The organism is Aeromonas sp. ASNIH1 (assembly GCF_002934285.1).
Taxonomy (GTDB): Bacteria; Pseudomonadota; Gammaproteobacteria; order Enterobacterales; family Aeromonadaceae; genus Aeromonas; species Aeromonas caviae.
Map to the genome: position 1 here is coordinate 1957501 of NZ_CP026228.1, position 24166 is coordinate 1981666.

At 60.1% G+C, this 24166-nt stretch carries 25 protein-coding genes and 2 rRNA genes (1 of these 27 cut by a window edge); 15 read left to right on the forward strand and 12 right to left on the reverse strand.

The annotated features are described in order from the left end of the window. From C2U37_RS09440 to C2U37_RS09455, 4 genes are all read left to right on the forward strand, one after another. Positions 1–1210 (forward strand): 23S ribosomal RNA (locus C2U37_RS09440); it begins 1679 nt to the left of the window's first position. Between the two features lie 124 nt (positions 1211–1334). Continuing rightward, positions 1335–1449, forward strand: a 5S ribosomal RNA gene (rrf, locus tag C2U37_RS09445). Positions 1450–1826: 377 nt separating this feature from the next. Continuing rightward, complete coding sequence (gene tmaR, locus C2U37_RS09450; protein ID WP_010672687.1) at positions 1827–2144, forward strand: PTS system regulator TmaR; 318 nt, start codon at positions 1827–1829, stop codon at positions 2142–2144. A gap of 213 nt (positions 2145–2357) precedes the next feature. Then, positions 2358–5441 carry a transglycosylase domain-containing protein gene (locus C2U37_RS09455; RefSeq protein ID WP_104452176.1) on the forward strand — a complete coding sequence of 1028 codons (3084 nt, stop codon included), beginning with the start codon at positions 2358–2360 and terminating at the stop codon, positions 5439–5441. 86 nt (positions 5442–5527) lie between these two features. Here the strand turns inward: C2U37_RS09455 and yjgA are convergent, their stop codons facing one another. Further along, positions 5528–6052: a ribosome biogenesis factor YjgA gene (gene yjgA, locus C2U37_RS09460; protein WP_275874326.1), complete on the reverse strand. Its 525-nt coding sequence runs from the start codon at positions 6050–6052 to the stop codon at positions 5528–5530. A gap of 114 nt (positions 6053–6166) precedes the next feature. On the opposite strand from yjgA, the gene pmbA reads away from it, so the two are divergent. Continuing rightward, positions 6167–7510: a metalloprotease PmbA gene (pmbA, locus tag C2U37_RS09465; protein ID WP_104452178.1), complete on the forward strand. Its 1344-nt coding sequence runs from the start codon at positions 6167–6169 to the stop codon at positions 7508–7510. Positions 7511–7590: 80 nt separating this feature from the next. Here the strand turns inward: pmbA and murA are convergent, their stop codons facing one another. The 7 genes from murA to mlaF are packed head-to-tail and all read right to left on the reverse strand — an operon-like array spanning position 7591 to position 12112. Further along, positions 7591–8847, reverse strand: a complete 1257-nt coding sequence (gene murA / locus C2U37_RS09470) for a UDP-N-acetylglucosamine 1-carboxyvinyltransferase (protein ID WP_041211853.1) — start codon at positions 8845–8847, stop codon at positions 7591–7593. 19 nt (positions 8848–8866) lie between these two features. After that, entirely contained in the window at positions 8867–9124 is a 258-nt protein-coding gene (gene ibaG / locus C2U37_RS09475; protein WP_010675882.1) for a BolA family iron metabolism protein IbaG, read from the reverse strand. After that, complete coding sequence (locus tag C2U37_RS09480; RefSeq protein ID WP_010675881.1) at positions 9124–9396, reverse strand: STAS domain-containing protein; 273 nt, start codon at positions 9394–9396, stop codon at positions 9124–9126. Before C2U37_RS09480 ends, ibaG begins: the two co-directional genes overlap by 1 nt. Then, positions 9393–10025 carry a phospholipid-binding protein MlaC gene (gene mlaC, locus C2U37_RS09485; RefSeq protein ID WP_039040470.1) on the reverse strand — a complete coding sequence of 211 codons (633 nt, stop codon included), beginning with the start codon at positions 10023–10025 and terminating at the stop codon, positions 9393–9395. Before mlaC ends, C2U37_RS09480 begins: the two co-directional genes overlap by 4 nt. A gap of 2 nt (positions 10026–10027) precedes the next feature. Next, complete coding sequence (gene mlaD / locus C2U37_RS09490) at positions 10028–10525, reverse strand: outer membrane lipid asymmetry maintenance protein MlaD (RefSeq protein WP_010675879.1); 498 nt, start codon at positions 10523–10525, stop codon at positions 10028–10030. Positions 10526–10532: 7 nt separating this feature from the next. Continuing rightward, a complete protein-coding gene (gene mlaE, locus C2U37_RS09495) occupies positions 10533–11312 on the reverse strand; it encodes a lipid asymmetry maintenance ABC transporter permease subunit MlaE (protein WP_010675878.1) in 780 nt (259 codons plus the stop codon). After that, positions 11312–12112: a phospholipid ABC transporter ATP-binding protein MlaF gene (gene mlaF, locus C2U37_RS09500; RefSeq protein WP_029314846.1), complete on the reverse strand. Its 801-nt coding sequence runs from the start codon at positions 12110–12112 to the stop codon at positions 11312–11314. The genes mlaE and mlaF overlap by 1 nt, the downstream gene beginning before the upstream one ends. Before the next feature lie 206 nt (positions 12113–12318). On the opposite strand from mlaF, the gene C2U37_RS09505 reads away from it, so the two are divergent. From C2U37_RS09505 to npr, 10 genes are all read left to right on the forward strand, one after another. Then, on the forward strand, positions 12319–13314 hold the full coding sequence (locus C2U37_RS09505; RefSeq protein ID WP_042880205.1) for a KpsF/GutQ family sugar-phosphate isomerase: 996 nt from the start codon (positions 12319–12321) through the stop codon (positions 13312–13314). Then, positions 13314–13868, forward strand: a complete 555-nt coding sequence (gene kdsC, locus C2U37_RS09510) for a 3-deoxy-manno-octulosonate-8-phosphatase KdsC (protein ID WP_042864828.1) — start codon at positions 13314–13316, stop codon at positions 13866–13868. Before C2U37_RS09505 ends, kdsC begins: the two co-directional genes overlap by 1 nt. Next, positions 13865–14425 carry an LPS export ABC transporter periplasmic protein LptC gene (gene lptC / locus C2U37_RS09515; protein ID WP_039040473.1) on the forward strand — a complete coding sequence of 187 codons (561 nt, stop codon included), beginning with the start codon at positions 13865–13867 and terminating at the stop codon, positions 14423–14425. The genes kdsC and lptC overlap by 4 nt, the downstream gene beginning before the upstream one ends. Further along, complete coding sequence (lptA, locus tag C2U37_RS09520) at positions 14412–14930, forward strand: lipopolysaccharide transport periplasmic protein LptA (protein ID WP_010675873.1); 519 nt, start codon at positions 14412–14414, stop codon at positions 14928–14930. Before lptC ends, lptA begins: the two co-directional genes overlap by 14 nt. 12 nt (positions 14931–14942) lie before the next feature. Beyond that, positions 14943–15668, forward strand: coding sequence for an LPS export ABC transporter ATP-binding protein (gene lptB / locus C2U37_RS09525; protein WP_010675872.1), 726 nt, complete (start codon positions 14943–14945; stop codon positions 15666–15668). 65 nt (positions 15669–15733) lie between these two features. Further along, complete coding sequence (locus C2U37_RS09530; protein ID WP_041211850.1) at positions 15734–17173, forward strand: RNA polymerase factor sigma-54; 1440 nt, start codon at positions 15734–15736, stop codon at positions 17171–17173. A 20-nt stretch (positions 17174–17193) separates the two neighbouring features. Next, entirely contained in the window at positions 17194–17481 is a 288-nt protein-coding gene (gene hpf, locus C2U37_RS09535) for a ribosome hibernation promoting factor (RefSeq protein ID WP_005305957.1), read from the forward strand. A 2-nt stretch (positions 17482–17483) separates the two neighbouring features. Next, positions 17484–17930: a PTS IIA-like nitrogen regulatory protein PtsN gene (gene ptsN, locus C2U37_RS09540; RefSeq protein ID WP_010675870.1), complete on the forward strand. Its 447-nt coding sequence runs from the start codon at positions 17484–17486 to the stop codon at positions 17928–17930. A gap of 40 nt (positions 17931–17970) precedes the next feature. Continuing rightward, the gene (gene rapZ / locus C2U37_RS09545) at positions 17971–18837 is read left to right on the forward strand and encodes an RNase adapter RapZ (protein WP_104452179.1); all 867 of its coding nucleotides are present in this window, start codon (positions 17971–17973) and stop codon (positions 18835–18837) included. 20 nt (positions 18838–18857) lie between these two features. Beyond that, positions 18858–19130, forward strand: a complete 273-nt coding sequence (npr, locus tag C2U37_RS09550) for a PTS phosphocarrier protein NPr (protein WP_010675868.1) — start codon at positions 18858–18860, stop codon at positions 19128–19130. A gap of 15 nt (positions 19131–19145) precedes the next feature. Here npr and C2U37_RS09555 read toward each other — a convergent pair whose 3' ends face one another. The 4 genes from C2U37_RS09555 to C2U37_RS09570 form a co-directional block, all read right to left on the reverse strand. After that, the gene (locus C2U37_RS09555) at positions 19146–21050 is read right to left on the reverse strand and encodes a BglG family transcription antiterminator (RefSeq protein ID WP_104452180.1); all 1905 of its coding nucleotides are present in this window, start codon (positions 21048–21050) and stop codon (positions 19146–19148) included. 103 nt (positions 21051–21153) lie between these two features. After that, positions 21154–21894 (reverse strand): 2-dehydro-3-deoxy-phosphogluconate aldolase, encoded by a 741-nt coding sequence (dagF, locus tag C2U37_RS09560; RefSeq protein WP_041211846.1) that lies wholly within the window; start codon positions 21892–21894, stop codon positions 21154–21156. Continuing rightward, positions 21894–23009, reverse strand: a complete 1116-nt coding sequence (locus C2U37_RS09565; RefSeq protein ID WP_104452181.1) for a DgaE family pyridoxal phosphate-dependent ammonia lyase — start codon at positions 23007–23009, stop codon at positions 21894–21896. Before C2U37_RS09565 ends, dagF begins: the two co-directional genes overlap by 1 nt. Continuing rightward, positions 22993–24132, reverse strand: coding sequence for an amidohydrolase/deacetylase family metallohydrolase (locus C2U37_RS09570; RefSeq protein WP_104452182.1), 1140 nt, complete (start codon positions 24130–24132; stop codon positions 22993–22995). Before C2U37_RS09570 ends, C2U37_RS09565 begins: the two co-directional genes overlap by 17 nt. Positions 24133–24166: the final 34 nt, after the last annotated feature.

The window sequence follows — 24166 nt, forward strand, 5'->3', positions numbered from 1 at the left end:
CGGGAGAAGGTTCGCTCTTGATGGTGAAGTCCCTTGCGGATGGAGCTGTCGGGAGTCGCAGTGACCAGATGGCTGGGACTGTTTATCAAAAACACAGCACTCTGCAAACACGAAAGTGGACGTATAGGGTGTGACACCTGCCCGGTGCCGGAAGGTTAATTGATGGGGTTAGCGCAAGCGAAGCTCTTGATCGAAGCCCCGGTAAACGGCGGCCGTAACTATAACGGTCCTAAGGTAGCGAAATTCCTTGTCGGGTAAGTTCCGACCTGCACGAATGGTGTAACCATGGCCATGCTGTCTCCACCCGAGACTCAGTGAAATCGAATTCGCCGTGAAGATGCGGTGTACCCGCGGCTAGACGGAAAGACCCCGTGAACCTTTACTACAGCTTGGCACTGAACATTGAACCTACATGTGTAGGATAGGTGGGAGGCTTTGAAGGCGTGACGCCAGTTGCGCTGGAGCCGTCCTTGAAATACCACCCTTGTATGTTTGATGTTCTAACGCAGGGCCCTGAATCGGGCTCGCGGACAGTGCCTGGTGGGTAGTTTGACTGGGGCGGTCTCCTCCCAAAGAGTAACGGAGGAGCACGAAGGTTGGCTAATCCTGGTCGGACATCAGGAGGTTAGTGCAATGGCATAAGCCAGCTTAACTGCGAGACGGACAGGTCGAGCAGGTACGAAAGTAGGTCATAGTGATCCGGTGGTTCTGAATGGAAGGGCCATCGCTCAACGGATAAAAGGTACTCCGGGGATAACAGGCTGATACCGCCCAAGAGTTCATATCGACGGCGGTGTTTGGCACCTCGATGTCGGCTCATCACATCCTGGGGCTGAAGTCGGTCCCAAGGGTATGGCTGTTCGCCATTTAAAGTGGTACGCGAGCTGGGTTCAGAACGTCGTGAGACAGTTCGGTCCCTATCTGCCGTGGGCGTTGGATGATTGAAGGGAGTTGCTCCTAGTACGAGAGGACCGGAGTGAACGAACCTCTGGTGTTCGGGTTGTCACGCCAGTGGCACTGCCCGGTAGCTAAGTTCGGAATCGATAACCGCTGAAAGCATCTAAGCGGGAAGCGAGCCCTGAGATGAGTCATCCCTGACCCCTTGAGGGTCCTAAAGGGCCGTTGGAGACCACAACGTTGATAGGTGGGGTGTGTAAGCGTAGCGATACGTTGAGCTAACCCATACTAATTACCCGTGAGGCTTAACCATACAACACCCAAGAAGTGTTTCTGGCCTTGTAGCGAATGAGCGAACTACTCAAATTCAGTGGTAATGACAACGCACACTAGCGAAGTCGTTATTCACGTCAGCTTTCCGAGATTGAAGATTTTTGCCTGGCGGCAATAGCGCAGTGGAACCACCTGACCCCATGCCGAACTCAGAAGTGAAACGCTGTAGCGCCGATGGTAGTGTGGCATTCGCCATGCGAGAGTAGGACACTGCCAGGCACCCAATACAAGAAACCCCGCTCACTCGAGCGGGGTTTTTTATTGCCTGAAATTCAGCCCTCACTGGAGGGCAAGCGGGCACTATGGTGCTGTTCGTCGTTCACTTGTTGCCTGCCTGTACCGGAAAAAGTTGCGGCTGCTCTGGCCGCATTGAACCCACATGTTGGCTCTCTCCGTTTTCATCATTTTTAGCGTAATAACCCAGTCGGAGCCGTTCTGTCTAAACCCGCCGCCCGCGCTGCGATTGGGGTTGTATCTGAATCATAACTCGGTAGAGTAAGGGGCATTCCGGGTTGGTCCGTGCCATGGTTTCGGTTTCTTTTTCTGGTATGGGACTCTCCGCCTGTTTTCATTCACCTTCACTCAGTGGTACCGATATGGAACAAGTAAACAAGTCAACCTTCAACGATGTGCTGGAATATGTGCGTATGTCCCGTCGTCAGAACAAGCTCAAGCGTGAAATCGCGGACAACGAGAAAAAGATCCGTGACAACCAGAAGCGGGTACTGTTGCTCGACAACCTGAGTGACTATATCAAGCCCGGCATGAGCATTGACGAGGTTCAGGCCATCATCGCCAACATGCGGACCGATTATGAAGAGCGCGTAGATGACCATATCATCAAAAATGCCGAGCTTTCCAAGGAGCGCAAGGAGCTGAGTACCAAGCTGAAGAGTATGAGCACCAGCAAATAATACCGCCCCGCTCTCATCGACACCGGCCTCTGGCCGGTGTTTCATTTTCATGCCGCAGCTCGGATCTCTTGCCGCGTTGCAACAATCGGCTCCCATTTTCACAATCGCCCTGTTAACATCGCTGCAAAGCGGTCAATAGATTTCAAGCCCTTGACTTGAAACGACTAAGCTTGATTGAAAGACAATAAATTGCGCAACCATGGTGGGGCTGATATGGGCGCATCAAAACAGACGGATTCAAATAAAGTGGCATCTCAGGATTCATCCGTACCTAATACGGACGGGCAACAACAGCGTAAACGCCGACCCTGGTGGCGCTGGTTGTTCTGTTTTATCTTCTTGCTTTGCCTGGCTGCAGTGGTCGTCCTGGTGGGTTATGAAATGAAGACCTCCCGACTGCAGTCACAGGAGATCTCCCGCTATGCGGCCACCCTGACCTATCAGCTCGAACCCGGCCCCAGCAAGCAAATTGCCTTCCCCGACGACGGCCCGTTCGACAAGCGACTCGGTTATGTGCTGATGCCCATGATCCAGGAACGTCTCGTTCAGCGTGGCTACCAGGTGAGCGAACAGGTCCGTTTTTCCGATGCGCTCTACAACTACGCCAGCCACGGTTTCTTCGTGCCTTATACCGAGAAGGTCCAGGCAGGATTGACACTCTATGACTGCCGTGCCGAACCTTTCTACCAGTACAAGTATCCGACTCATTACTATCCAGATTTCAATGCTATACCGCCCCTGGTCATCCAGTCTCTGCTGTTTATCGAGAACCGTGAACTCCTGAGCAACAAGGAACCGCTGGCCAACCCGGCCGTAGACTGGCCGCGCTTTGCCAAGGCGGCGCTGTCTCAGGTGGGCAAGGCGCTGGATATGCAGGATCAATCTGCTGGCGGCAGTACCCTTGCGACCCAGGTGGAAAAGTATCGTCATTCTCCCGATGGACTGACCGTTTCGCCGACCGAGAAGATCCGCCAAATGGTCTCGGCCAGCGTTCGTGCCTATCGGCTGGGGCCCGAGACCCTGGAGGCCCGCAAGCTGGTTGCCTGGGCCTACCTCAACTCGGTCCCGCTCTCTGCGGCGCCCGGTTATGGCGAGGTGCACGGTCTAGGTGATGGCCTCTGGGTCTGGTTTGGCGCCAATGTCGATGAGGTGAATCGACTGCTGGATCCCGCTCGCAACCAGGATTCTACCCTGGCCGAGCAGGGCCTTGCCTTGCGCCAGGTTGTCTCCCTGATGATCGCCCACCGCCGTCCTTCCTATTACCTGGCGCAGGGTAGAGAAGCACTGTCTACCCTGACAGACAGCTATCTGCGACTCTTCGTGCAGGAGGGAATGATCACGCCCCCCCTGATGGAGTCGGCTCTCAAGGCCAAGCTGGTCTTCCGCGATTTCCTGCAGGCACCTGCCATCACTCGAGTCAACAACAACAAGGGACTGCAGGTGGCTCGCACTCGTCTCAGTCGTCAGCTCGGGGTGCAGCTTTATGATCTGGACCGCATGGATCTGACGGCCAACACCACCCTCAATATGCCGCTGCAGAACGAGGTGTCACGGTATCTGCAGCAACTGGCAGACCCTGCATTCGCAGCCCAGGCGGGCCTGTTTGGTGAGCGCCTGCTCTCGCCGGAGAAGACGGGTGATGTGAAGTACAGCTTTACCCTGTTCGAGAAGACGCCGGAAGGGGTCAAGGTGAGGGTGCAGACCGACAACACGGACCAGCCGTTCGACATCAACGAGGGCAGCAAGCTTGAACTGGGATCCACCGCCAAGTTGCGGGTGCTGACGACCTATCTCGAGATTGTCACCGAGTTGCATGACAGCTACGGCAATATGCCGGTGGAGAGCCTGCGAAAGATCGAAGTGTCCGATCAGGACAACATCAGCCGCTGGGCCATCGCCTATCTGATGAGTGCCAAGGACAGAAGCCTGCCGGTGATGCTGGAGGCCGCACTGGACCGCAAGTATTCCGCGAGTCCCTATGAAGGCTTCTTTACCGGCGGTGGCATGCACACCTTCAACAACTTCCGCAAGGAAGACAACGGTCGCATCCCGCCCATTCGCGATGCGCTGCGGGAATCCATCAACCTGCCCTTCGTGCGCTTGATGCGGGACATCGTCCGCTACAGCCTCTACAAGGAGGGAAATCGTGCCCAGTTGCTGAAAGATGACAGGGATCCTCGCCGTACCGAGTACCTAGCCAAGTTTGCTGACAAGGAGGGCCAGACCTACCTGCTGAGGTTCTGGCGCAAATATCGTGGCAAGAGTGCAGAAGAGCAGCTCGATACCTTCCTCGATGGTCTCAAACCCAGCGCGGTGCGTCTCGCCGCCGTGCATCGCTATCTGATGCCGGAAGCCTCCCAGGCCGATTTTGCCGCTTTCCTGGCCAAACGCCTGCCGCGGGAGAAATTGACCGAGAAGCGCATAGAGCAGCTCTATACCAATTACGGCCCTGGCAAATATTCTCTTCCGGATCAAGGTTATATCGCACGGGTGCATCCACTTGAGCTGTGGTTGCTTGCCTATCTCAAGGAGTTTGACAAGGCCACCTTTACCGATGCGGTAACCGCCAGCCGTGACGAGCGTCAGGAGGTCTACAGCTGGCTGTTCAAGACCCGTCATCGCAGTGCCCGGGATAGCCGGATCCGCACCATGCTGGAGGTTGAGGCTTTCCTCGACATCCATCAGCGCTGGGCTCGCCTGGGTTACCCCTTCGATCACCTGGTTCCGTCCCTGGCGACTGCACTGGGCAGCTCGGGCGATCGTCCTGCTGCATTGGCCGAGCTGATGGGGATCATCCAGAACGGCGGCATTCGTGCACCGACCCTGCGCATCGAGCACCTCTCCTTTGCCAAGGGGACCCCCTTCGCCACCGTCTTTGAGCCGGCGAACACCCAGGGGGAACGGGTGATGCCTGCCGAGGTGGCCAACGCCTTGCGCAATGCACTTTCCAAGGTGGTGGAAGGGGGGACGGCGCGGCGCATCGCCGGGGCCTTCGCCTTGCAGGATGGTACTGTCCTGGCCCTGGGGGGCAAGACGGGGACCGGGGACAACCGGATCGAGACGGTCGGTCGCTACGGCAATGTGACCAGTTCACTGGCTCGCAACCGGACTGCGACTTTCGTCTTCTACATCGGGGATGATCACTTCGGCACGCTGACGGCTTATGTACCCGGCAGCCAGTCCGACAAGTTCCGCTTCACGTCGGCGCTGCCTGTACAGGTGCTCAAGGGGATGGCCCCCCTGCTGGTACCCTATCTGCAACCCGCTACTCACACCCAGTGCATGGCGGGCAGCTGAGCGGACATCGCATGAAAAAACGGGGCCATTTCGGCCCCGTTTGATTGTGTACTGCACGCCGCCATGAGGCGGACGTGAGTCATCACTTACAACAGATCTTCAATTTCACCGCGCAGGTACTGGTACATCTCGCGATAGGCTACCGGCGGCTTGTTCAGCTCCCGCTCCTTGTTAGCGGAGCGGATCAGCTGACGCAGCTTCTGGCGATCCAGCTCGTGGAACTGGGACATCAGCTCGTTGAGGGCGCTGTCGCCTTCGGTGATCAGCCGCTCGCGCCACTGTTCGAGGCGGTGCAGGCGGGCGTTCACGGTGGAGTGACGCATCTTGATGATGGAGAGGGCCTCTTCGATGGGGGCGACATCGCGGCTACGCATCAGACGGCCGATGAACTGGAGATGGCGGCGGAAGGACTCATCCTTCTTCGGCTTGAGCTTGCGTCCCAGCTCGACAGCTTCGGCAAGCTCTTCATCCAGGGGGATCTTCTCCAGCTCGCTGTGACTCAGGGAGACGATCTCTTCCCCCATCTTCTGCAAGGCCTCGGCATCACGCTTGAGCTGGCTCTTGCTGGGGCCCCAGTCTTCCCACTCGTTGTCGTCTTGATATTGACTCATCGGTCTCTGTATTCCTGTCATTCACGTTTGGCGGATATGTTACCAGCTTCTCCCGCTGGGCGCAGGGGTCTGATATGCTTAGCCCCTTTCCTTCCCTTCATACAGATGTGAGTTATGGACCAGCAAGATCAAATCCGCCAGGATCAATCCCATCTCGAGGCCGTGGTCGCCGAGGCCCTTGAGATAGCGAAAGGGCTGGGCGCCGGGCTTGCCGAAGTCTCCATCAGCAAACAGACCGGCCTCTCGGTGAACACCCGGGGCTGCGAGCTGGAAAGCATCGAATTCAACAAGGATGGCGCACTCGGCATCGCCGTCTATCGCGACGGTTGCAAGGGGTCCTCCTCCACCACGGATCTGACCAAGCCGGCCATTCGCGCCGCTGTGGAAGCGGCCATGGAGATCGCCCGCCACACCTCTCCCGATGACTGCGCCGGTCTTGCGGATGCGGATCTGCTGGCCTGGGATGCCCCGGACCTGCAACTGTGCCACCAAATCGAGCTGGATCCCCAGCGTGGCATCGCGCTGGCCATCGAGTGCGAGCGGCTGGCCCTGGGGCGGGATGCCCGCATCAAGCACTCTGACGGAGCCAGTTTCTCCAGCCACCTAGGCGTCAAGGTCTATGGCAACAGCCACGGCTTCGTCAAAGGCTATGCTGCATCGCGCAACTCCCTGAGCTGCGTACTGATCGGCGAGCAGGATGGCGACATGCAGCGCGACTACGGCTACTCCTCCAGCCGCTCCCTGAACGGGCTGTGGAGCCCCCAGCGCATCGCTGACGAGGCGGTGGAGCGCACTGTTTCCCGCCTGGGGGCTCGCAAGATCAGTACCCGCCATGCCCCTGTGCTGTTCCACCCCGATACCGCTGCCGGTCTGTGGGGCCATCTGGTGATGGCCATCAGTGGGGGGAACCTCTATCGCAAGTCGAGCTTCCTGCTGGACAAACTGGGCAAGCAGATCCTGCCCGAGTGGCTCACCATCCAGGAGTTCCCCCACTTGCCGGGAGGACTTGCCAGCACCCCGTTCGACGGGGAAGGGGTTCGTACCTGCGACATGGACATCGTCCGCAACGGTGAGCTGATGAGCTGGCTGCTCACCTCCTACTCTGCGCGCAAACTGGGCCTGACCACCACGGGCCATGCCGGGGGTATCCATAACTGGCAGGTTTCCAATACCGGCCAGGACTTTCAGGGCATGCTCAAGGAGATGGGCACCGGGCTGCTGGTGACCGAGCTGATGGGGCAGGGGGTCAACATCGTCAATGGTGATTACTCCCGCGGCGCAGCCGGTTTCTGGGTTGAAAATGGCGAGATCCTCTATCCGGTAGAGGAGATCACCATTGCTGGCAATCTGGCCGACATGTTCAGCCATATCGTGGCGGTGGGCAGTGATGAGGATGAGCGTTCCAGCCTCAAGACCGGCTCCGTACTGGTCGAGCAGATGAAACTGGCGGGGCACTGATCCCCTCCGTCCCGGCCATGAGAAAGGCCCCCTCGCTTTGCGAGGGGGCCTTTTTATGGTCGGCTCATGGTGAAGCCAGCTTATTCCTTGATGCGCTCGATGCGACCACCCAGGCCTTGCAGCTTGTGCTCGATGTCTTCGTAGCCACGGTCGATGTGATAGATGCGATCGACGATGGTGGCCCCTTCGGCCACGAAGCCGGCCAGCACCAGGCTGGCGGAGGCGCGCAGATCGGTCGCCATCACCTGGGCACCCTTGAGCTGCTGGGTGTCGCGGCAGATGGCCACATTGCCCTGCAGTTCGATGTCGGCACCCATCCGTACCAGCTCGGGCACGTGCATGAAGCGGTTCTCGAAGATGGTCTCGGTGACCATGCCGGTGCCCTGGGCGACCGCGTTCAGCACGGTGAACTGTGCCTGCATGTCGGTCGGGAACGCCGGGTAGGGGGCGGTCTTGATGGTGACAGGTTTCAGGGTGCGACCTGTCATGTCGAGGGTGATCCAGTCGTCACCCTTTTCAATCAGGGCGCCAGCCTCTTCCAGTTTGACCAGTACGGCTTCCAGCAGGCTGGGGTCGGTGTTGCGGCAGGTGATCTTGCCACCGGTCACGGCGGCGCCCACCAGGAAGGTGCCGGTCTCGATGCGATCGGGCTGCACGCTGTAGCTGCCACCGTGCAGACGTTCTACGCCGTCGATGGTCAGGGTATCGGTGCCGGCGCCCTGAATGTTAGCTCCGAGCGCGTTGAGGAAGTTGGCCAGATCGACCACCTCCGGCTCACGGGCGGCGTTTTCGATCACGGTGCGACCGTCAGCCAGGGTGGCGGCCATCATCAGGTTCTCGGTACCTGTCACGGAAACCATGTCCATCAGGATATGGGCACCTTTCAGGCGGCCGTCGACGCGGGCTTTGATGTAGCCCTCTTCGATGACGATCTTCGCGCCCATCAGCTCCAGGCCGTGGACATGCAGGTTGACCGGGCGGGCACCGATGGCGCAGCCGCCGGGCAGGGAGACGTCTGCTGCACCGAAGCGGGCTGCCAGCGGGCCCAGGGCCAGGATGGAGGCACGCATGGTCTTCACCAGCTCGTAGGGGGCGACATGATTGTTTACCGCACCGGTCAGTACGGTCACGTTGCCGTTGACCTTGGTGGTGGCGCCCAGCATCTCCAGCAGCTTGAGGGTGGTACCCACGTCTTTCAGGCGCGGTACGTTGGAGAGTTGAACCTCTTCGTCACACAGCAGGGTGGCAAACAGGATGGGCAGGGCGGCATTCTTGGCGCCAGAGATGGTCACTTCACCGGAGAGGGTGCAGGGGCCGGTGATCTTGAATTTGTCCATGGTTTACTTCTTTACCAAATCAGGAGGGCAGCTGGAATTTACGCTCGCGTTTCCACTCGGCGTCGGTATAGGCCTTGATGGAGAGAGCGTGGATCTCGTTGGTGGCGATCTTGTCCATCAGCGGGGCATAGATGGCCTGTTGTTTCTTGACCCGGCTCATGCCGTCAAACATGTCGCCGACGGCGATCACCTGGTAGTGACTGCCGTCCCCTTTGACATGGACTTCGGACAATGGCAAAGCCTCGAGGAGTATCGCTTCAATTTCAGAGACTTGCATTATGAGTCCTCAGTTGTGAGCGGGGTTGAATGAAAGAGGCTGGCCACCCCGTAGAGGTTGGCCAGCGTATGGAAATCGTTGGAGGCACCCACCAGTGTCGGAGTGGCACCCCGTGCCAGTGCCGCCTTGGCCCACTTGACCAGCAGGGCAAGGCCGGCGGAATCCAGGGTAGTGACGGCACCGAGTTCGAGCCGGTCGTCCTGCCACCAGTCGGCGCGGCGTTGCCACAGATCGTTGACCTGCGGGGCCTGCAAGTCACCGCTCAGGATCATGACTTGATCACCAGCGGCTTGGCGTTGTGTTCACGCAGCTGGGCGATCACCGCATCGATGCCGTTCTGGCGGATGAGGCCACCCAGCTCGTTCTGCTTGGCAGAGAGCAGGCTGATCCCTTCGGCAACCATGTCGAAGGCTTTCCACTCGCCGGTCTTGTTGTTCTTGCGCAGCTTGAACTCGAGGAAGATGTCCGGCTTGCCGGCCTCTTTCACGCTGACGTTGACGGCGGTGATGTTGCTCTCGGCGGCTTTGCCAGGCTGGACCTTGACGGTCTGCTTGTCGAAGTGTGCCAGGGCGTCCGCGTAGGAGCTCACCATGTACTCGGTGAAGACGTCGACAAAGGCGTCACGCTGGGCAGGGGTTGTCTGTTTGATCTGGTTGCCGAGCACCTTGTAGGCGGCGAAGCGGTTGTCCACGTAGGGCAGCAGCTCCTCGCGGATGATGACGCGCAGGTGATCTGGGTTGCTCTTTACCTGGGCCTGATCGGCTTTCAGGCGGGCAAAGGTCTGCTGGGCGGCCTGATCCACGAGGGCATAGGGGTCCGAAGTGTTGACATCCGCACGGGCGACGAGGGAGAACAGCATGCTGGTCATCAGACCCAGCATCAGGGCGATCTTCTTGAACATGGTTACTCCTTGGTTGCGGGTGTGTTGGCCGGAGAGGACTGGCTGTAGAGGAACTTGCCAATCAGATCTTCCAGCACGATGGCGGACTTGGTGTCTTCGATCATGTCGCCATCCTTGAGCATGCTGGTGCCCATCTCCTCATCGCTGAACCCCGGTGCCAGACCGATGTACTGCTCACCGAGCAGGCCAGAAGTCAGGATGGAGAGGGTGCTGGTCTCGGAGAACTCGCCGGCACTCTTCTGCATCTGCAGGGAAACGATGGGGACCTGGCTCTTGGGATCCAGGGTGATGTCGCTGACACGACCGACGACGACGCCGCCGACCTTGACCGGCGAGCGCACTTTCAGGCCGCCGATATTATCGAAATGGGCGCGCAGGGTATAGGTTTCTCCTTCCGGTTTGAAACTCAATCCCGCCACTTGCAGTGCCAATGCCAGAATGGCCGCGATGCCAGCCAGCATGAAGGCGCCAACCAGAAATTCTACTTTGCTGAACTTCATCTTTCCCTTATCCAAACATGACTGCGGTGAGTATAAAATCCAGACCGAGCACGGCCAGGGATGAGTGAACCACGGTACGGGTGGTCGCCTGACTGATCCCGGCCGAGGTCGGTTTGGCATCATAGCCGTTGAAGAGCGCTATCCAGGTCACCACCAGGGCGAAGATCAGGCTCTTGATGGCGCCCTGCATGATGTCGTCCTGCCAGTCGACGGAGGCCTGCATGGCGGACCAGAAACTGCCTTCGTCCACCCCCAGCCAGTCGACACCAACCAGCTTGCCGCCAAAGATGCCGATCAGGCTGAACATGAAGGCCAGCAGCGGCATGCTGATGACCCCGGCCCAGAAGCGGGGCGCCACGACCCGACGCAGCGGATCGACCGCCATCATCTCCAGGCTGGAGAGCTGCTCGGTGGCCTTCATCAGGCCGATCTCGGCGGTGAGGGCGGAGCCCGCACGACCGGCGAACAGCAGGGCGGTGACCACAGGACCCAGCTCACGGAGCAGGGAGAGGGAAACCAGAGGCCCCAGGCTCTGCTCTGCGCCGAAATCCTTCAATACGTTGTAACCCTGCAGGGAGAGCACCATGCCGATGAAGAGGCCTGACACCAGTATGATGGCGACGGATTGCACTCCCACCACATACAGTTGCTGCACCAGCAGCGGGAAGTGCTTGCGTGGCTGCGGCCGTCCTGCCAGTGCATGAAACAGCATGATGGTTGCCCGGCCGACGGCGTTGATGAAACGCACACCGCTGCGGCCCAGCTTGCTTATCTGACTTGTCAACATCACAGATCCTGTAGCAGGTCGCCTGCCGGAAAATGAAACGGAACAGGACCGTCGGGCAATCCCTTGAGGAACTGCTCGACTTCGGGATTGTGCTCCTCGCGCAGCTGCTCCGGTGTGCCGTGTGCCACTACCTTGCGGTTGGCGATGATGTAGGCGTAGTCGGCGATGCTCAGCACTTCCTTCACGTCGTGGGTGACGATGACGGAGGTGATGCCGAGTGCATCGTTGAGCTCCTTGATGAGCTTCACCAGCACCGCCATGGTGATGGGGTCCTGCCCCACGAAGGGCTCGTCATACATGATGAGATCCGGATCCAGCGCGATGGATCTCGCCAGGGCCGCGCGACGCGCCATGCCACCGGAGAGCTCGGACGGCATCAGCTTGGCCGCCCCGCGCAGACCGACAGCTTGCAGTTTCATCATGACGATGGTGCGGATCAGCTCTTCCGGCAGGCCGGAGTGCTCCCGCAGCGGAAAGGCCACATTGTCGAAGACGGTCATGCCGGTGAACAATGCGCCACTCTGGAACAGCATGCTCATCCGTTTCCGCACTTCATACAGGCGTGAACGGGAGAGAGTGGGAACGTCTTCCCCGTCAAACAGGATGTGACCGGACTCAGGCTTGAGCTGGCCCCCGATCAGGCGCAGCAAGGTGGTCTTGCCGATCCCGCTCGGACCCATGACGGCGGTGACCTTGCCACGGGGAATGGTCAGGTTGATCCTGTCGTACAGCAGCCGATCCCCGTGACTGAAGGTCAGGTCGGATATGGTGATCAGGTCATCGTTCAAACAATTGTCCATCCGGTATAAATGAAGAGCGAATTTTATGGGCTAGTCTAGGTCTAAGCAACAGCGAGGAACAACTATTGAGCGGGTTTCCCCCCCAAGTACGCGACAGTTTTATGTAACAACCTGCGTCAATGACCGCCCATTCCGCATCCGATTCGCTTATCTCGGCAGACTTTTTTATAATCCCGCAGCAAATTTCGGCCCGGAGCTGTGCCTTTATGTCTGTAAAGCCTGAAAAAGTGTCTGAATTGTTCGATTTCCGTCGCAGCGCCCGAGCGGTGCTGGACATAGAAAAACAAGCCATTGATGGACTCTACCAGTACCTTGACGAGGCGTTCGAGCGCGCCTGCGAGATGGTGCTGCGCTGTGGCGGCAAGATAGTGGTGACCGGCATGGGCAAGTCGGGTCATATCGGCAACAAGATTGCCGCGACCCTGGCCAGCACGGGAACGCCCGCCTTCTTCCTGCACCCGGGCGAGGCGAGCCACGGGGATCTCGGCATGATCTCAGCCGGGGATCTCATCATCGCCATCTCCAACTCCGGCGAGAGCGACGAGATCCTGGCCCTGCTGCCGGTGCTCAAGCGCCGCGGCATTCCACTCATCTGCATGACAGGCAATCCGGCTTCCACCATGGCGAAAGAGGCCAACGTGCACCTGTGCATCAAGGTGGAGAAAGAGGCCTGCCCTCTCGGTCTGGCCCCGACATCCAGCACTACCGCCACCCTGGTGATGGGGGACGCCCTGGCCGTGGCCCTGCTGGAGGCCCGTGGCTTCACCGCCGATGACTTTGCGCTGTCGCATCCGGGCGGGTCCCTCGGCAAGCGGTTGCTGCTGCGAGTGGGCGATCTGATGCACGGCGGCGAGCTGTTGCCCAAGGTGGGGATAGATGCCACCATCAGCCAGGCGCTGCTGGAAGTGAGCCGCAAGGGGCTCGGCATGACGGCGGTGGTGGACGATCAAGGGCTGCTTGCCGGTCTGTTCACCGATGGTGACCTGCGCCGCATTCTGGACCTGCAGGTGGACATCCATCACACCCCCATCAGCCGCGTCATGACGGTGAACTGTGTTACCGTAGGACCTGAGATGATGGCTGCCGAGGCCGTCAAGCTGATGGAAACCAGGAAAATCAACGGGTTGTTGGTCGTGGATGGGGAGAGACACCCGCTGGGTGCCTTCAACATGCATGACCTGCTGAAAGCCGGAGTAATTTGATGCAAGACGTACCGACCCTCTATGGTCCGGTGACGCGCAGCCAGTACGAGAAGGCGGCGCAGATCCGCCTGCTGGTGTGCGATGTGGATGGGGTGCTCTCCAACGGCTTCATCTATATGGGCAATAACGGCGAAGAGCTGAAGACTTTCTGCACCCGTGACGGTGCCGGCATGCGTGCCCTGCTCAATGCGGGCATCGAGATTGCCATCATCACGGGGCGAAACTCCCGCATCGTCAGCGATCGCATGAAGAGTCTGGGAGTCCAGCACCTGGTGCAAGGTGCAGACAAAAAGCTTCCCCACTTCGAGGCCTTGCTGACCAAGCTCGGGCTGGATGCATCGCAAGCCGCCTATATGGGAGATGACACCATCGATCTACCGGTGATGCAGGCTTGCGGCCTGGGTATCGCCGTTGCCGACGCCCATCCGCTTGTGCTGGCGAAGGCGGATCTGGTGACGCGGCTTGGCGGTGGCGTCGGGGCCGTGCGCGAGGTGTGCGACCTGATCTTGCAGGCCCAGGGATTGGCTGACTATCAACCCGAGGCGTCGCGATGAACAAACAGACTGTGCTGTTCGGCCTGCTGTTTCTGGCTGCGCTGGCGGCCTGGCAGCTGGGGGAGATCGAGCTGGTCCCCGAGCCGACCACCAAGACGGAAAATTTTCAACCGGACTTCACCGCCAGAGAGTTGGTGACGACCCGCTTCAACGAGCAGGGCAAGCGCACCGAGCGGCTGGAATCCGAATATGCGGAGTACTACCAGGTGCTCGAGCAGGCCACTTTCACCAAGCCTGTGGTCTACATGTTCGATGACAAGGGCGCGGCCGAATGGAAGCTGACGGCCGAAACCGGGGTACTCAACACCGATGACAATGTGATCCTCCGTGACAAGGTGCATCTGGACGGTCTGCTGCCCGCTTCCTTCATCTCCACGCTGGATACCTCCTATCTGGAGCTGGATCTGGTGACGCAGGGGATGAGAAGCAACCAGCACATCAGCATTGTGGGCCAGGAGTTCCAGACCGAGGGCGTTGGCCTCAAGGGTCACCTGGAACGTAAATATTTCGAGTTACTGGATAAAGGCCATGCCACTTATTTCAATGAAAAACGTTAATCTGGCCCTCACGGCCCTGTTGCTGTGCGGTTCCCTGAATGCCAAAGAGTCCGACTTTGCCGAGAAGGTCTATGTGGATGCGGTCAAGCAGGTGGCCGAGATGCAGGACAACCGCATCACCTTCAGCGAGGATGTCATCATCACCCAGGGCACCATCAAGATTAAGGCCGACAAGGTGGTGGTGATCCGCTCCGGCGACAAGGGCGCCGAGGTGATGACCGCGTATGGCAACCCAGCCACCTTCTTCCAGGTGCTGGACAACGGCAAACCGGTCAATGCCCATGGCAACAGCATCCGCTACGAGCTTAAGAACCGACTGGTGACCATCACCGGCAACGGCCAGCTCAAGCAGGAAGACAGCCAGGTGACCGGCGATCTGATTCGCTACGACATCGTCAAGCAGAAGATGATTGCCGAGAGCAAGGGGCCCACCCAGCGCGTCAAGACGGTGTTCCTGCCGGATCAGGTGGAGAACTTTGACAAACCCGCTGATCAGAAGAAGTAGGAAACAACAGCCATGGCAGTGTTAAAAGCAACGGGTCTGCAAAAGAGCTACAAGCGCCGCATGGTGGTCAGCGATGTGAGCCTGGAGGTGGGAACGGGCCAGATCGTGGGGCTGCTCGGCCCGAACGGCGCGGGCAAGACGACCTCCTTCTACATGATCGTGGGCCTGGTGCAGCGGGATGCTGGCCTCATCACCATCGACGAGCAGGACATCAGCCTGCAGCCCATGCATATCCGTGCCCGCAATGGCATCGGCTATCTGCCCCAGGAGGCCTCCATCTTCCGGCGCCTGTCGGTGTTCGACAACTTGATGGGGGTCATGCAGACCCGCAAGGGGTTGAGCCGCGAAGAGCGGGAGGATAAGGTCGAACAGTTGCTGGAAGAGTTCAATATCACCCATATCCGCGACAGCCTGGGCCAGAGCCTCTCGGGTGGGGAGCGTCGCCGGGTGGAAATCGCCCGGGCGCTGGCGGCAGAGCCGAGATTCATTCTGCTTGATGAGCCTTTCGCAGGTGTTGATCCTATTTCAGTCATCGATATCAAAAAGATCATCCAGCATCTGAAAGAACGCGGGTTGGGTGTGCTGATTACGGACCACAACGTCAGAGAGACGCTGGATGTGTGCGAGAAGGCCTACATCGTCAGCCACGGCAAGATGATTGCCGAGGGCGCGCCGGCCGATATCCTCGCCGATGAGCAGGTCAAGCGCGTCTATTTGGGCGATCAATTCAGTCTATAGTAAGGGGGCACCCCTCATTTTTGTTAGGTGACTGCCTCGCTGAACATAAGGATATCCCGACGTAGATGAAGCCGACATTACAGTTGCGTCTCGGTCAGTCCCTGACCATGACGCCACAATTACAACAAGCGATTCGTCTGCTCCAGCTCTCCACCCTGGAACTCCAGCAGGAAATTCAGCAAGCGCTCGACAACAACCCCTTGCTGGAGCAAGAGGAGAACGAGGCGCAGGAAACCAGTCAGGCAGAGACACAGGACGCCAGCCAACTCGACTCCAGCGATGCCATGGCCCAGGAGAGCATGCCGGATGAACTGCCGGTGGACACCACCTGGGACGAGGTCTACTCGGCCGGTACAGCTCAGAGTGCAGGCCCCATCCATGACGGGGAAGACAGCGTCTATCAGGGGGAGACCACCGAGAACCTGCAAGACTACCTGCTGTGGCAGATGCGGCTCACCCCGTTCAGTGATGTGGATGCTGCCATCGCCCTTGCCATCATCGATGCCATCGACGAATCCGGGTATCTGACTGCCACCCTCGAGGATATTCAGGCTGCAGTCAGCAGCGAGGAGGTAGAAGTCGAACTGGATGAGATCGAAGCCGTGCTCAAGCGGGTGCAGCATTTCGATCCGGTCGGCATCGCCGCCCGTTCGGTGCAAGAGTGTCTGCTGATCCAGCTCGGCCAGTATTCGCCGGACCTGCCCTGGCTCGACGAAGCCAGAGAGGTGATCCGCGAACACATGGACCTGCTCGGCAATCGCGACTACCGCACCCTGGCTCGCAAGACCCGCCTCAAGGAGAGCGATCTCAAGGAGGTGCTGGATCTCATCCAGCAACTGGAGCCCAGACCCGGCAACGGCATCATCCAGAGTGAATCCCAGTACGTGATCCCGGATGTGTCCGTGGTCAAGAAGGGCAGCAAGTGGGTGGTTGAACTCAATCCGGATTCTGCTCCGCGCATCCGTGTCAACGAGGCCTATGCGGCCATGGCGCGCAATGCCCGCAGCAGCACGGATACCCAGTTCATCCGTTCTCATTTGCAGGAGGCCAAGTGGTTCATCAAGAGCCTGGAGAGTCGTAACGACACCCTGCTCAAGGTGGCCAGCTGCATCGTCGAGCAGCAGCAGGGCTTTTTCGAGTACGGCGAAGAGGCCATGAAACCCATGGTACTCAACGACATCGCGGAAGCGGTGGAGATGCATGAGTCGACCATTTCACGGGTCACGACCCAGAAGTACATGCATACGCCCCGCGGCATTTTTGAACTGAAGTTTTTTTTCTCCAGTCACGTCAATACGGAGGGAGGAGGAGAGTGCTCATCGACCGCTATTCGCGCCCTGATCAAGAAGCTGGTGACGGCGGAAAACCCCGCCAAGCCGCTTAGTGATAGCAAGATCGCGGATTTGCTGGCCGAACAGGGTATTATGGTGGCGAGACGCACGATCGCAAAGTACCGTGAATCCTTGTTGATCCCGCCATCCAATCAGCGCAAACGCCTGGTTTAGGCAAACAAAAGGAAGACGTTATGCAAATTAACCTGACCGGACACCATGTCGAGATTACCGAAGCTCTGCGTGATTATGTGAACAACAAATTTGCCAAACTCGAGCGTCACTTTGACCATATCAACAACGTACACGTGGTGTTGAGCGTCGAAAAACTGAACCAGATCGCCGAAGCCAAGCTGCATGTCAGCGGGGGAGAGGTGTTCGCCAATTCGCAGCATGCCGACATGTATGCGGCGATTGATACCCTGCTGGATAAACTGGATCGGCAGATCATCAAGCACAAAGATAAGTTAAATCAAAAATAACTATGCAACTTGAACACATACTGAGTCGGGACTGCACCAAGAGTGCGGTCCCTTGTACCAGCAAGAAACGCGCGCTCGAGATCATCAGTGAACTGGCCGCAGAGCGCCTCGGCGCTTCCCGCCAGGTCCTGTTTGAAAGCCTGCTGGCGCGAGAAAAGATGGGCAGTACCGGGATCGGAGCCGGTATCGCCATCCCCCACGGCCGGATTGACGACGCCTTCGCGCCGACCGCCGTGTTGATGACCTTCTCCGAGCCCATCCCTTTCGATTCTATCGACAATCAACCGGTTGACCTGCTCTTTGCATTGCTGGTGCCGGAAAGCGAGTGCAAGCAGCACCTCAAGACTCTTTCCCTGATGGCATCCAAACTGGGTGACAAGGCCGTCTGCCGCCAGCTGCGCCAGGCGACCAGCGACGAAGAACTCTATCAGATCATGACGTCGGCCTGAGGCCGGGTCTGACACAGCCGCGTTGGCGTGAGGGGACAAGATGCAGTTAATTGTAGTAAGCGGTCGTTCGGGCTCCGGCAAGACGGTGGCCCTGAGGGTGCTCGAGGATCTCGGGTACTACTGCGTGGACAACCTGCCGGTCAACCTGCTGCCCCAGTTGATCGTGTCGGTGGAGAGCCAGTATGACAAGCTGGCTGTCAGCATCGACGTGCGCAACCTGCCTGCCCAGGCAGACAGGCTGGAGAACCTGCTGAGCCAGGTGCGCAACGAGGGGCGAGTCAAGTTTTCGAGCTTCTTCTTCGATGCGGACAACGCGACCCTGCTCAAACGCTACGGTGAGAGCCGCCGTCTGCACCCTCTGTCCCGCAACAAGCTTTCGCTGGACGAGGCGATCCGGGAAGAGACCCACCTGCTGGCACCGCTCTCCTCGACCGCCGACCTGCGCATCGACACCACCAACCTCAGCATTCACGATCTCAGCGAGCTCATCAAAACCCGGGTGCTTGGCAAGAAAGAGAACGAGCTGGTGCTGGTGTTCGAGTCATTCGGTTTCAAGTACGGCATTCCCAAGGATGCGGACTTCGTGTTCGATGCCCGCTTCCTGCCCAATCCGCACTGGATCCCCGAGCTCAAACCCTTCACCGGCAAGGATGAGCCGGTGGCCCGCTACCTCTCCAGCCAGCCCGACGTGATGCAGTTCATCCTGCAGATCGAGAACATGCTGGCGACCTGGTTGCCTCACCTGGAGCGCAACAATCGCAGCTATGTGACCGTCGGGATCGGCTGTACCGGCGGACAACACCGCTCGGTGTTCATCGCCGAGCGGCTGGCCAGCGCATTCCGGTTGCTTGGCAAGAACGTGCAGATCCGCCATCGCACGTTGGACAAGCGTTCAAACCCCGCCTGACAGATCCACAGGATGCTCAGATGACCGTTTCCGCCTCGGTAGAAGTCAAAAACAAGTTAGGCATTCACGCGCGACCGGCCATGATGCTGTTCGAGCTGGTGCAGGGGTTCGATGCCCACGTGTTGCTGCGCAACGAAGAGGGGGTCGAGGCCGACGCGGACAGCGTGATCGGCCTGCTGATGCTGGACTCCGCCCAGGGCAAACAGGTGGAGGTGCAGGTGGAGGGCCCCGAAGAGGTAGAGGCCCTGGCCGCCGTGGTGGCGCTGTTCACCTCGGGCTTCAATGAGGAGTAATACGCCTCGGCGTGCTCAAGGTGCGCTGCGAGCCAGCGCCTTGAAAGCGGCAAAATTCCGACAAGCCAGCAGACTTCTGCCGGCTTTTTCGTTCATCAGTGCCAGAAACAGATCATAAAGTCCCATGGCTTCCTCATAATCCGCCTTGGCGATGGCCAGCACGAAGATGAGGGTAGCGCTCTCGCCGTTACCCCAATCGATCCCCTGGGGGGCCAGCACGGTATAGACCAGGGTGCGGCGCGCCAGCAGGCCGAGGGAGTGGGGCAGAGCGATGCCGTCCCCCAGCATGGTTGAGACGATCTGCTCCCGCTCCTGCAAGGATCCCCGGAATCCGCTCTGCACCAGATCCTCCGCCTCAAGCGGGCTGCAGATGCGATCAAACAGCGCCCCCTGGCTGATGGGTTCATCAAGCACCATGAAGTGGTCGGCATCGAAATACTTGTCGAGCAGATAGGGACGGGTGCGATCGACGAGCACCAGCTTGCCGAGCTGCTCCAGCTGGTACTGGGTCGGGAAGGGGGAGACCTGCACCACGGGAGCATTCTTCTCGCTCACCTTGAGGGTGCTGATGACGAAATCCTGCTCGACTCGTACCAGTCCCTCATAGTCCCGCACCGACTCCAGCGTGGTCAGCTGCAGTTGGGGGTATTCCCGCCGGATGCGTGCTTCCAGCACCCGGAAGGTGGCGTTGCCCGCATCGCACAGCAGCAGCGCCTGGGGGCGCCGGGTGTAACCGATGTCGTAGTGGCGCTCCAGGCCGACCCCGATGTGGATCACCAGGTAGCCGATCTCGTGGTGGGTCAACCGGTAGGGGGTCTGCCTGATCCACTCAGAGATGGCCGCCAGGGTGATGTCGTAGGCGAGGGGGTAATACTGCTTGATGTGGTCCGCCAGGGGATTGTGGCTGCCAATCTGGTATTTGACCCGCAGCAGCATGGCGCCGATATGGGTCTGCAGGTCGGCTCGCAATTGCGGGTCGCCGCGCAGGTCATAGGGGTAGTGGTGGTGGATGTAACCCAGCAGGTGCGCAGTCAGCTGCTCGCTCTCGGCCGCCATGGCCGGGCTGAGCAGGGGCGTCTCTGCAGTGAGGCGAGCCTGGATCTGGATGGCGAGACAGGCGATCTCTTCCTGCCCCGGTGAAGTCAGGGTCGGCAGCTCGGCATAGATGTCGCGGGCCACCACTGCCAGGGGCGGGGTGATGTCGTCGCTGGCAAACTGGCGCAACTCGTGGCCAGACGCCTGGCGAAGCAGGGCGACGGCACAGTAGACGGTGACTTGCTGCAGGCTCTCGTCGGCCAGGCGCAGCTGATGGCGACCGAGTTGCTCGTGAATGTGGTTGCCCACTACCTCCAGCGTCTTGCTGGGACAGAGGGTGGGCAACAGGCTCTGGAGCGGATGCTGGTGCAGCAGCTCCTGGCAGAGCAGTTGGGTGAGGCAGGCGCGGATCGCCATCTCGCTTCCCGCAATGCGCATCCCCACTCTGGGTTTGCTGTCGATGGTGAGCCCGAAGTGGGCGAGCCGCTCCCGCACCTCCGTCATGTCCCCTTGCAAAGCCGCCCGGCTGAGATACCAGGTGTCCGCCAGCTCGTCGAGTTTGATCCCCTGTTCCGCCGTCAGCAGCAAGACCTGGAGGTGCAGCACCCGCTCGCGGCTGGTGCGAGGCAGAGGGCTCTCCTGCCCCTGGGCGGCCAGCAGCGCATCGAACAGTCCCTGATTGTAGATCTTGAGCTGGTAACCGCTGCCCCGCTGATGGATCAGGTGGGCGCCCCGGGTGGCAATGAGCTCGTTCAGGGTCGCCACGTCGGTACGCACCGTGCGGGTGGAAACATTGAGACGGCGGGCCAGCTCCTCCTGTGGCAGAGGCTCGGCGTGAAGCAGGGCGAGCAGTTGCTGGAGTCTGGGGTAGGGCAGCTTGGTCATGAGGGGGTGAGGACTCCTGTCGCGCATGGTGGGTCGATGTTAATAAGGGGGTCATTAACAAGCCAGGCACCGCCCAGTGATCGGACCGGTGCCTGTGGGGTTGCTATGCCAGCAGTGCCTTCACCATGGCGAGGAGGGTACGCACATCCTCCGGCCGGGTCTGGCTGCTCTCGCTGTCGATGATGGAGCTGTAGACATGGGGGATCACCTTCTCGACTCCTGCCTCCAGCGCGATCCGCACTATCTCCTCGAAGTTCTCAAGATCGATGCCGCCGGTGGGCTCCAGCCAGAAGCCGTGTCGGGCACAGGCCTCGGCCACTGCCTGATACTCGGCGCGGCAGGCGAGTCCCCCCATGGGGAAGAATTTGACCGAGCTGCCGCCCATGTCCTTGAGCAGGGCAATGGCGGTATCGATGGGGACGATGCCGTCAGCCTGCTGCGCGCTGAGGGGGCCGGTGGAGATCTTCACCATCCCCGGCGTGCCGGTGGGGGAGACAAGGCCATTGATGAGGGTGTCAGCTTGACCGAGCAGCGCCCGGCTGGCCCCGACCCCGGTGAACACCTGATTGACATGCTGAGGCTGCAACTGGCGGGCCAGCTCGGCCACCATGGCGGACTGGCGCGGATCACCTGCTCCCAGCCCGATGGAGAGGGCGTTGTCGATAAGTTTGGCGTAGGCCTGCATGTCGGCGACGGCAGAGGGGATGTCCGGGTAGTTCTTGGAGAGCACACCGACCAGGACGTGGCCCTCGGCGGCCTCATAAATGTCGACGGCATTCTCTTTGGAACCTGCCAGCACGTTGAGGCAGACCCGATCGCGGTAGTAATTGGGGGTAAGAGACATCAGTTGTTCTCCTGAACGAGGTGGGCAATGGCGGAGTGGATCTGGTCGAGCTGGGGCAGGGTGACGCTGCGCACATCTATCTCGATGTGCCCCTCGTTGGCCTTGTAGCCGCGGCAGTAGATGGCGGGGGTACCCTGTTGCAGACGGGAGACCACCTGGACCGTGGTCATGCCGAGGCGCTCATGGTCGAAGGCGATGTCGGTGCGGGCGATGTCGCGCCCCGCGCTGTCCCACACCACCTTGGCGGTGACGCCGGGCAGCTGGTTGAGGCGCTCGATGAAGGGGGTCATCTTGGCGACCATGGCGGTGCCGCTCTCCTTCTCTTTGGCCAGGTAGCGCTCGATGGCGTGGGTCAGGCCGAGGATCCCCTCCTTGCCCACCTTCATGGCGCGGCCTATGCCGCCAGCCTGCTGCTTGACCCACTCCACATACTGACGTCTGCCGAGCACCAGGCCGCTGGTGGGCCCTTCGATGGCCTTGGCGCCGCTGTAGATGACCAGATCCGCACCCTGGTTGTAGTAGAGACGCAGATCCTCTTCGGCCGCTGCATCGACGATGAGCGGGATCCCGTGGGCCTTGGCCACCTCGGCCGCCTCGGTCACCGACAGAATGCTCTGCTGCACGCAGTGGTGGGACTTGATGTAGAGGATGGCGGCGGTATTGGCATTGATGGCGGCGGCCAGCTGGGCGGGTGAGCACTCGTTGGCGTAGCCTGCCTCCACCACCCTGCCGCCCCCCAGGTTGACCATGGTGCCGACGGGGGCACCAAAGTTCACGTTGTGGCCCTTGGGCAGCACGATGTCGCTCGGCACGTCGTGAGCATGAGCATGCAACTGCTCGAGGCGATAGGGGTCGCCGCGCACTATCACGGCGGCCACCGACTGGGCGATGCCGGCGCTGGCGCAGGAGACCACCACCGCATCTTCAACGCCCAGCAGATCGGCCAGGTAGGCGCCGGTCTTGTTGACCAGATCCTTCACCTCGAAGTAGTGGCCGAGGCCGAAGTTGACCGCATCGACCACCTCCTGCTCGGGGGTGGAGACGCCGAGCAGGGTCATGCGCCCGGAGGCGTTGATCACAGGTTTGAGCCGGTATTTCTCATACACAGAAGGCATGGTGTGATTTCCCGTAGTGAGTCAGAACCAGTTCGCCGCCCACCAGGGCGGCGAGAGGGAGCAGTTGCCGGTCACCGTTGCGGGTGCCGGCCTCGGTATCGGTAAAGAGAGTGGGGCCGCAGCTCACCTCGAACAGGGTGATGTCTGCATCGGCGCCCACCTCGAGTCGCCCCTTGCCGGGCAGGCGCAGGGCATCGGCGGCCTGGTGAGTGACGCAGGCGAGCACCTGCTCCAGGGTCATGCCGATGGCGAAGAACTTCGACATCACGTGGGCAAGGCTGTAGACGGGCCCCTTGATGCGGTTCTTGCAGTAGATGTCTGAACTGATGGTGTGGGGCAGGATCCCCTGGGCAATGGCCAGCTCCGCCACTTCGAAGCTGAAGCTGGCGCCGCCGTGGCCGATGTCGAGCAAGAGTCCCCGCCACATCGCCTCGCGCACCGCCTGGCGCAGTTCACCCGCCGGGGTCAGGATGCGGTTGGGCTTGCCGTTGAAGCAGTGGGTCAGCAGATCGCCCTCCCCCAGCAGGGCGACGATCTCGTCCAGATCCGGCGGCGTGTTGCCCACGTGCACCATCAGTGGCAGGTTGCCATTGGCCTGCTGGATCTGCTTGGCCATGCGCAGGGGGAGCAGACCGTTCTCACCCACCACGCTGCCGCTCATGCGTGCCTTGATGCCGACGATGAAGCCGGGATGGCGTCGGATGGCTGCCGAGGCGAGATCCATATCGAGGTCCCGGCTGTCCGCCAGCTCGTTTTGGCGCAAGAGGCCGATGCGGGAGATGTTGAGCAGGGCGTGCACCCGGGTCTTGCAGGTGGCGGCTATGCGCTGGAAGTCGTCTACGTCGTCGGCCCCGGTACTGCCGGCGTCGATGACGGTGGTGACACCGGACGCCACCCCCACCTTGTCCGGCTCATCGTGGTAGAGGGGGGAGGCGGGGTAGCAGTGGGTGTGGCCGTCAATCCAGCCGGCGCTCACATGGACCTGCCCGCCCAGAGTGAGGGTTTGCTTCGCCTCCGTGCTTTCTGGCAGCGAACCCAGCGCCGCTATCTTGCCATGCTTGATGGCGACGTCGACGAGCTGCCCGTTTCCCAGGCGTCCCGCCCTGATGATCATGTCGTACATGCTGATATCCCTCTTGTAACCTGCTTGCGCTCTT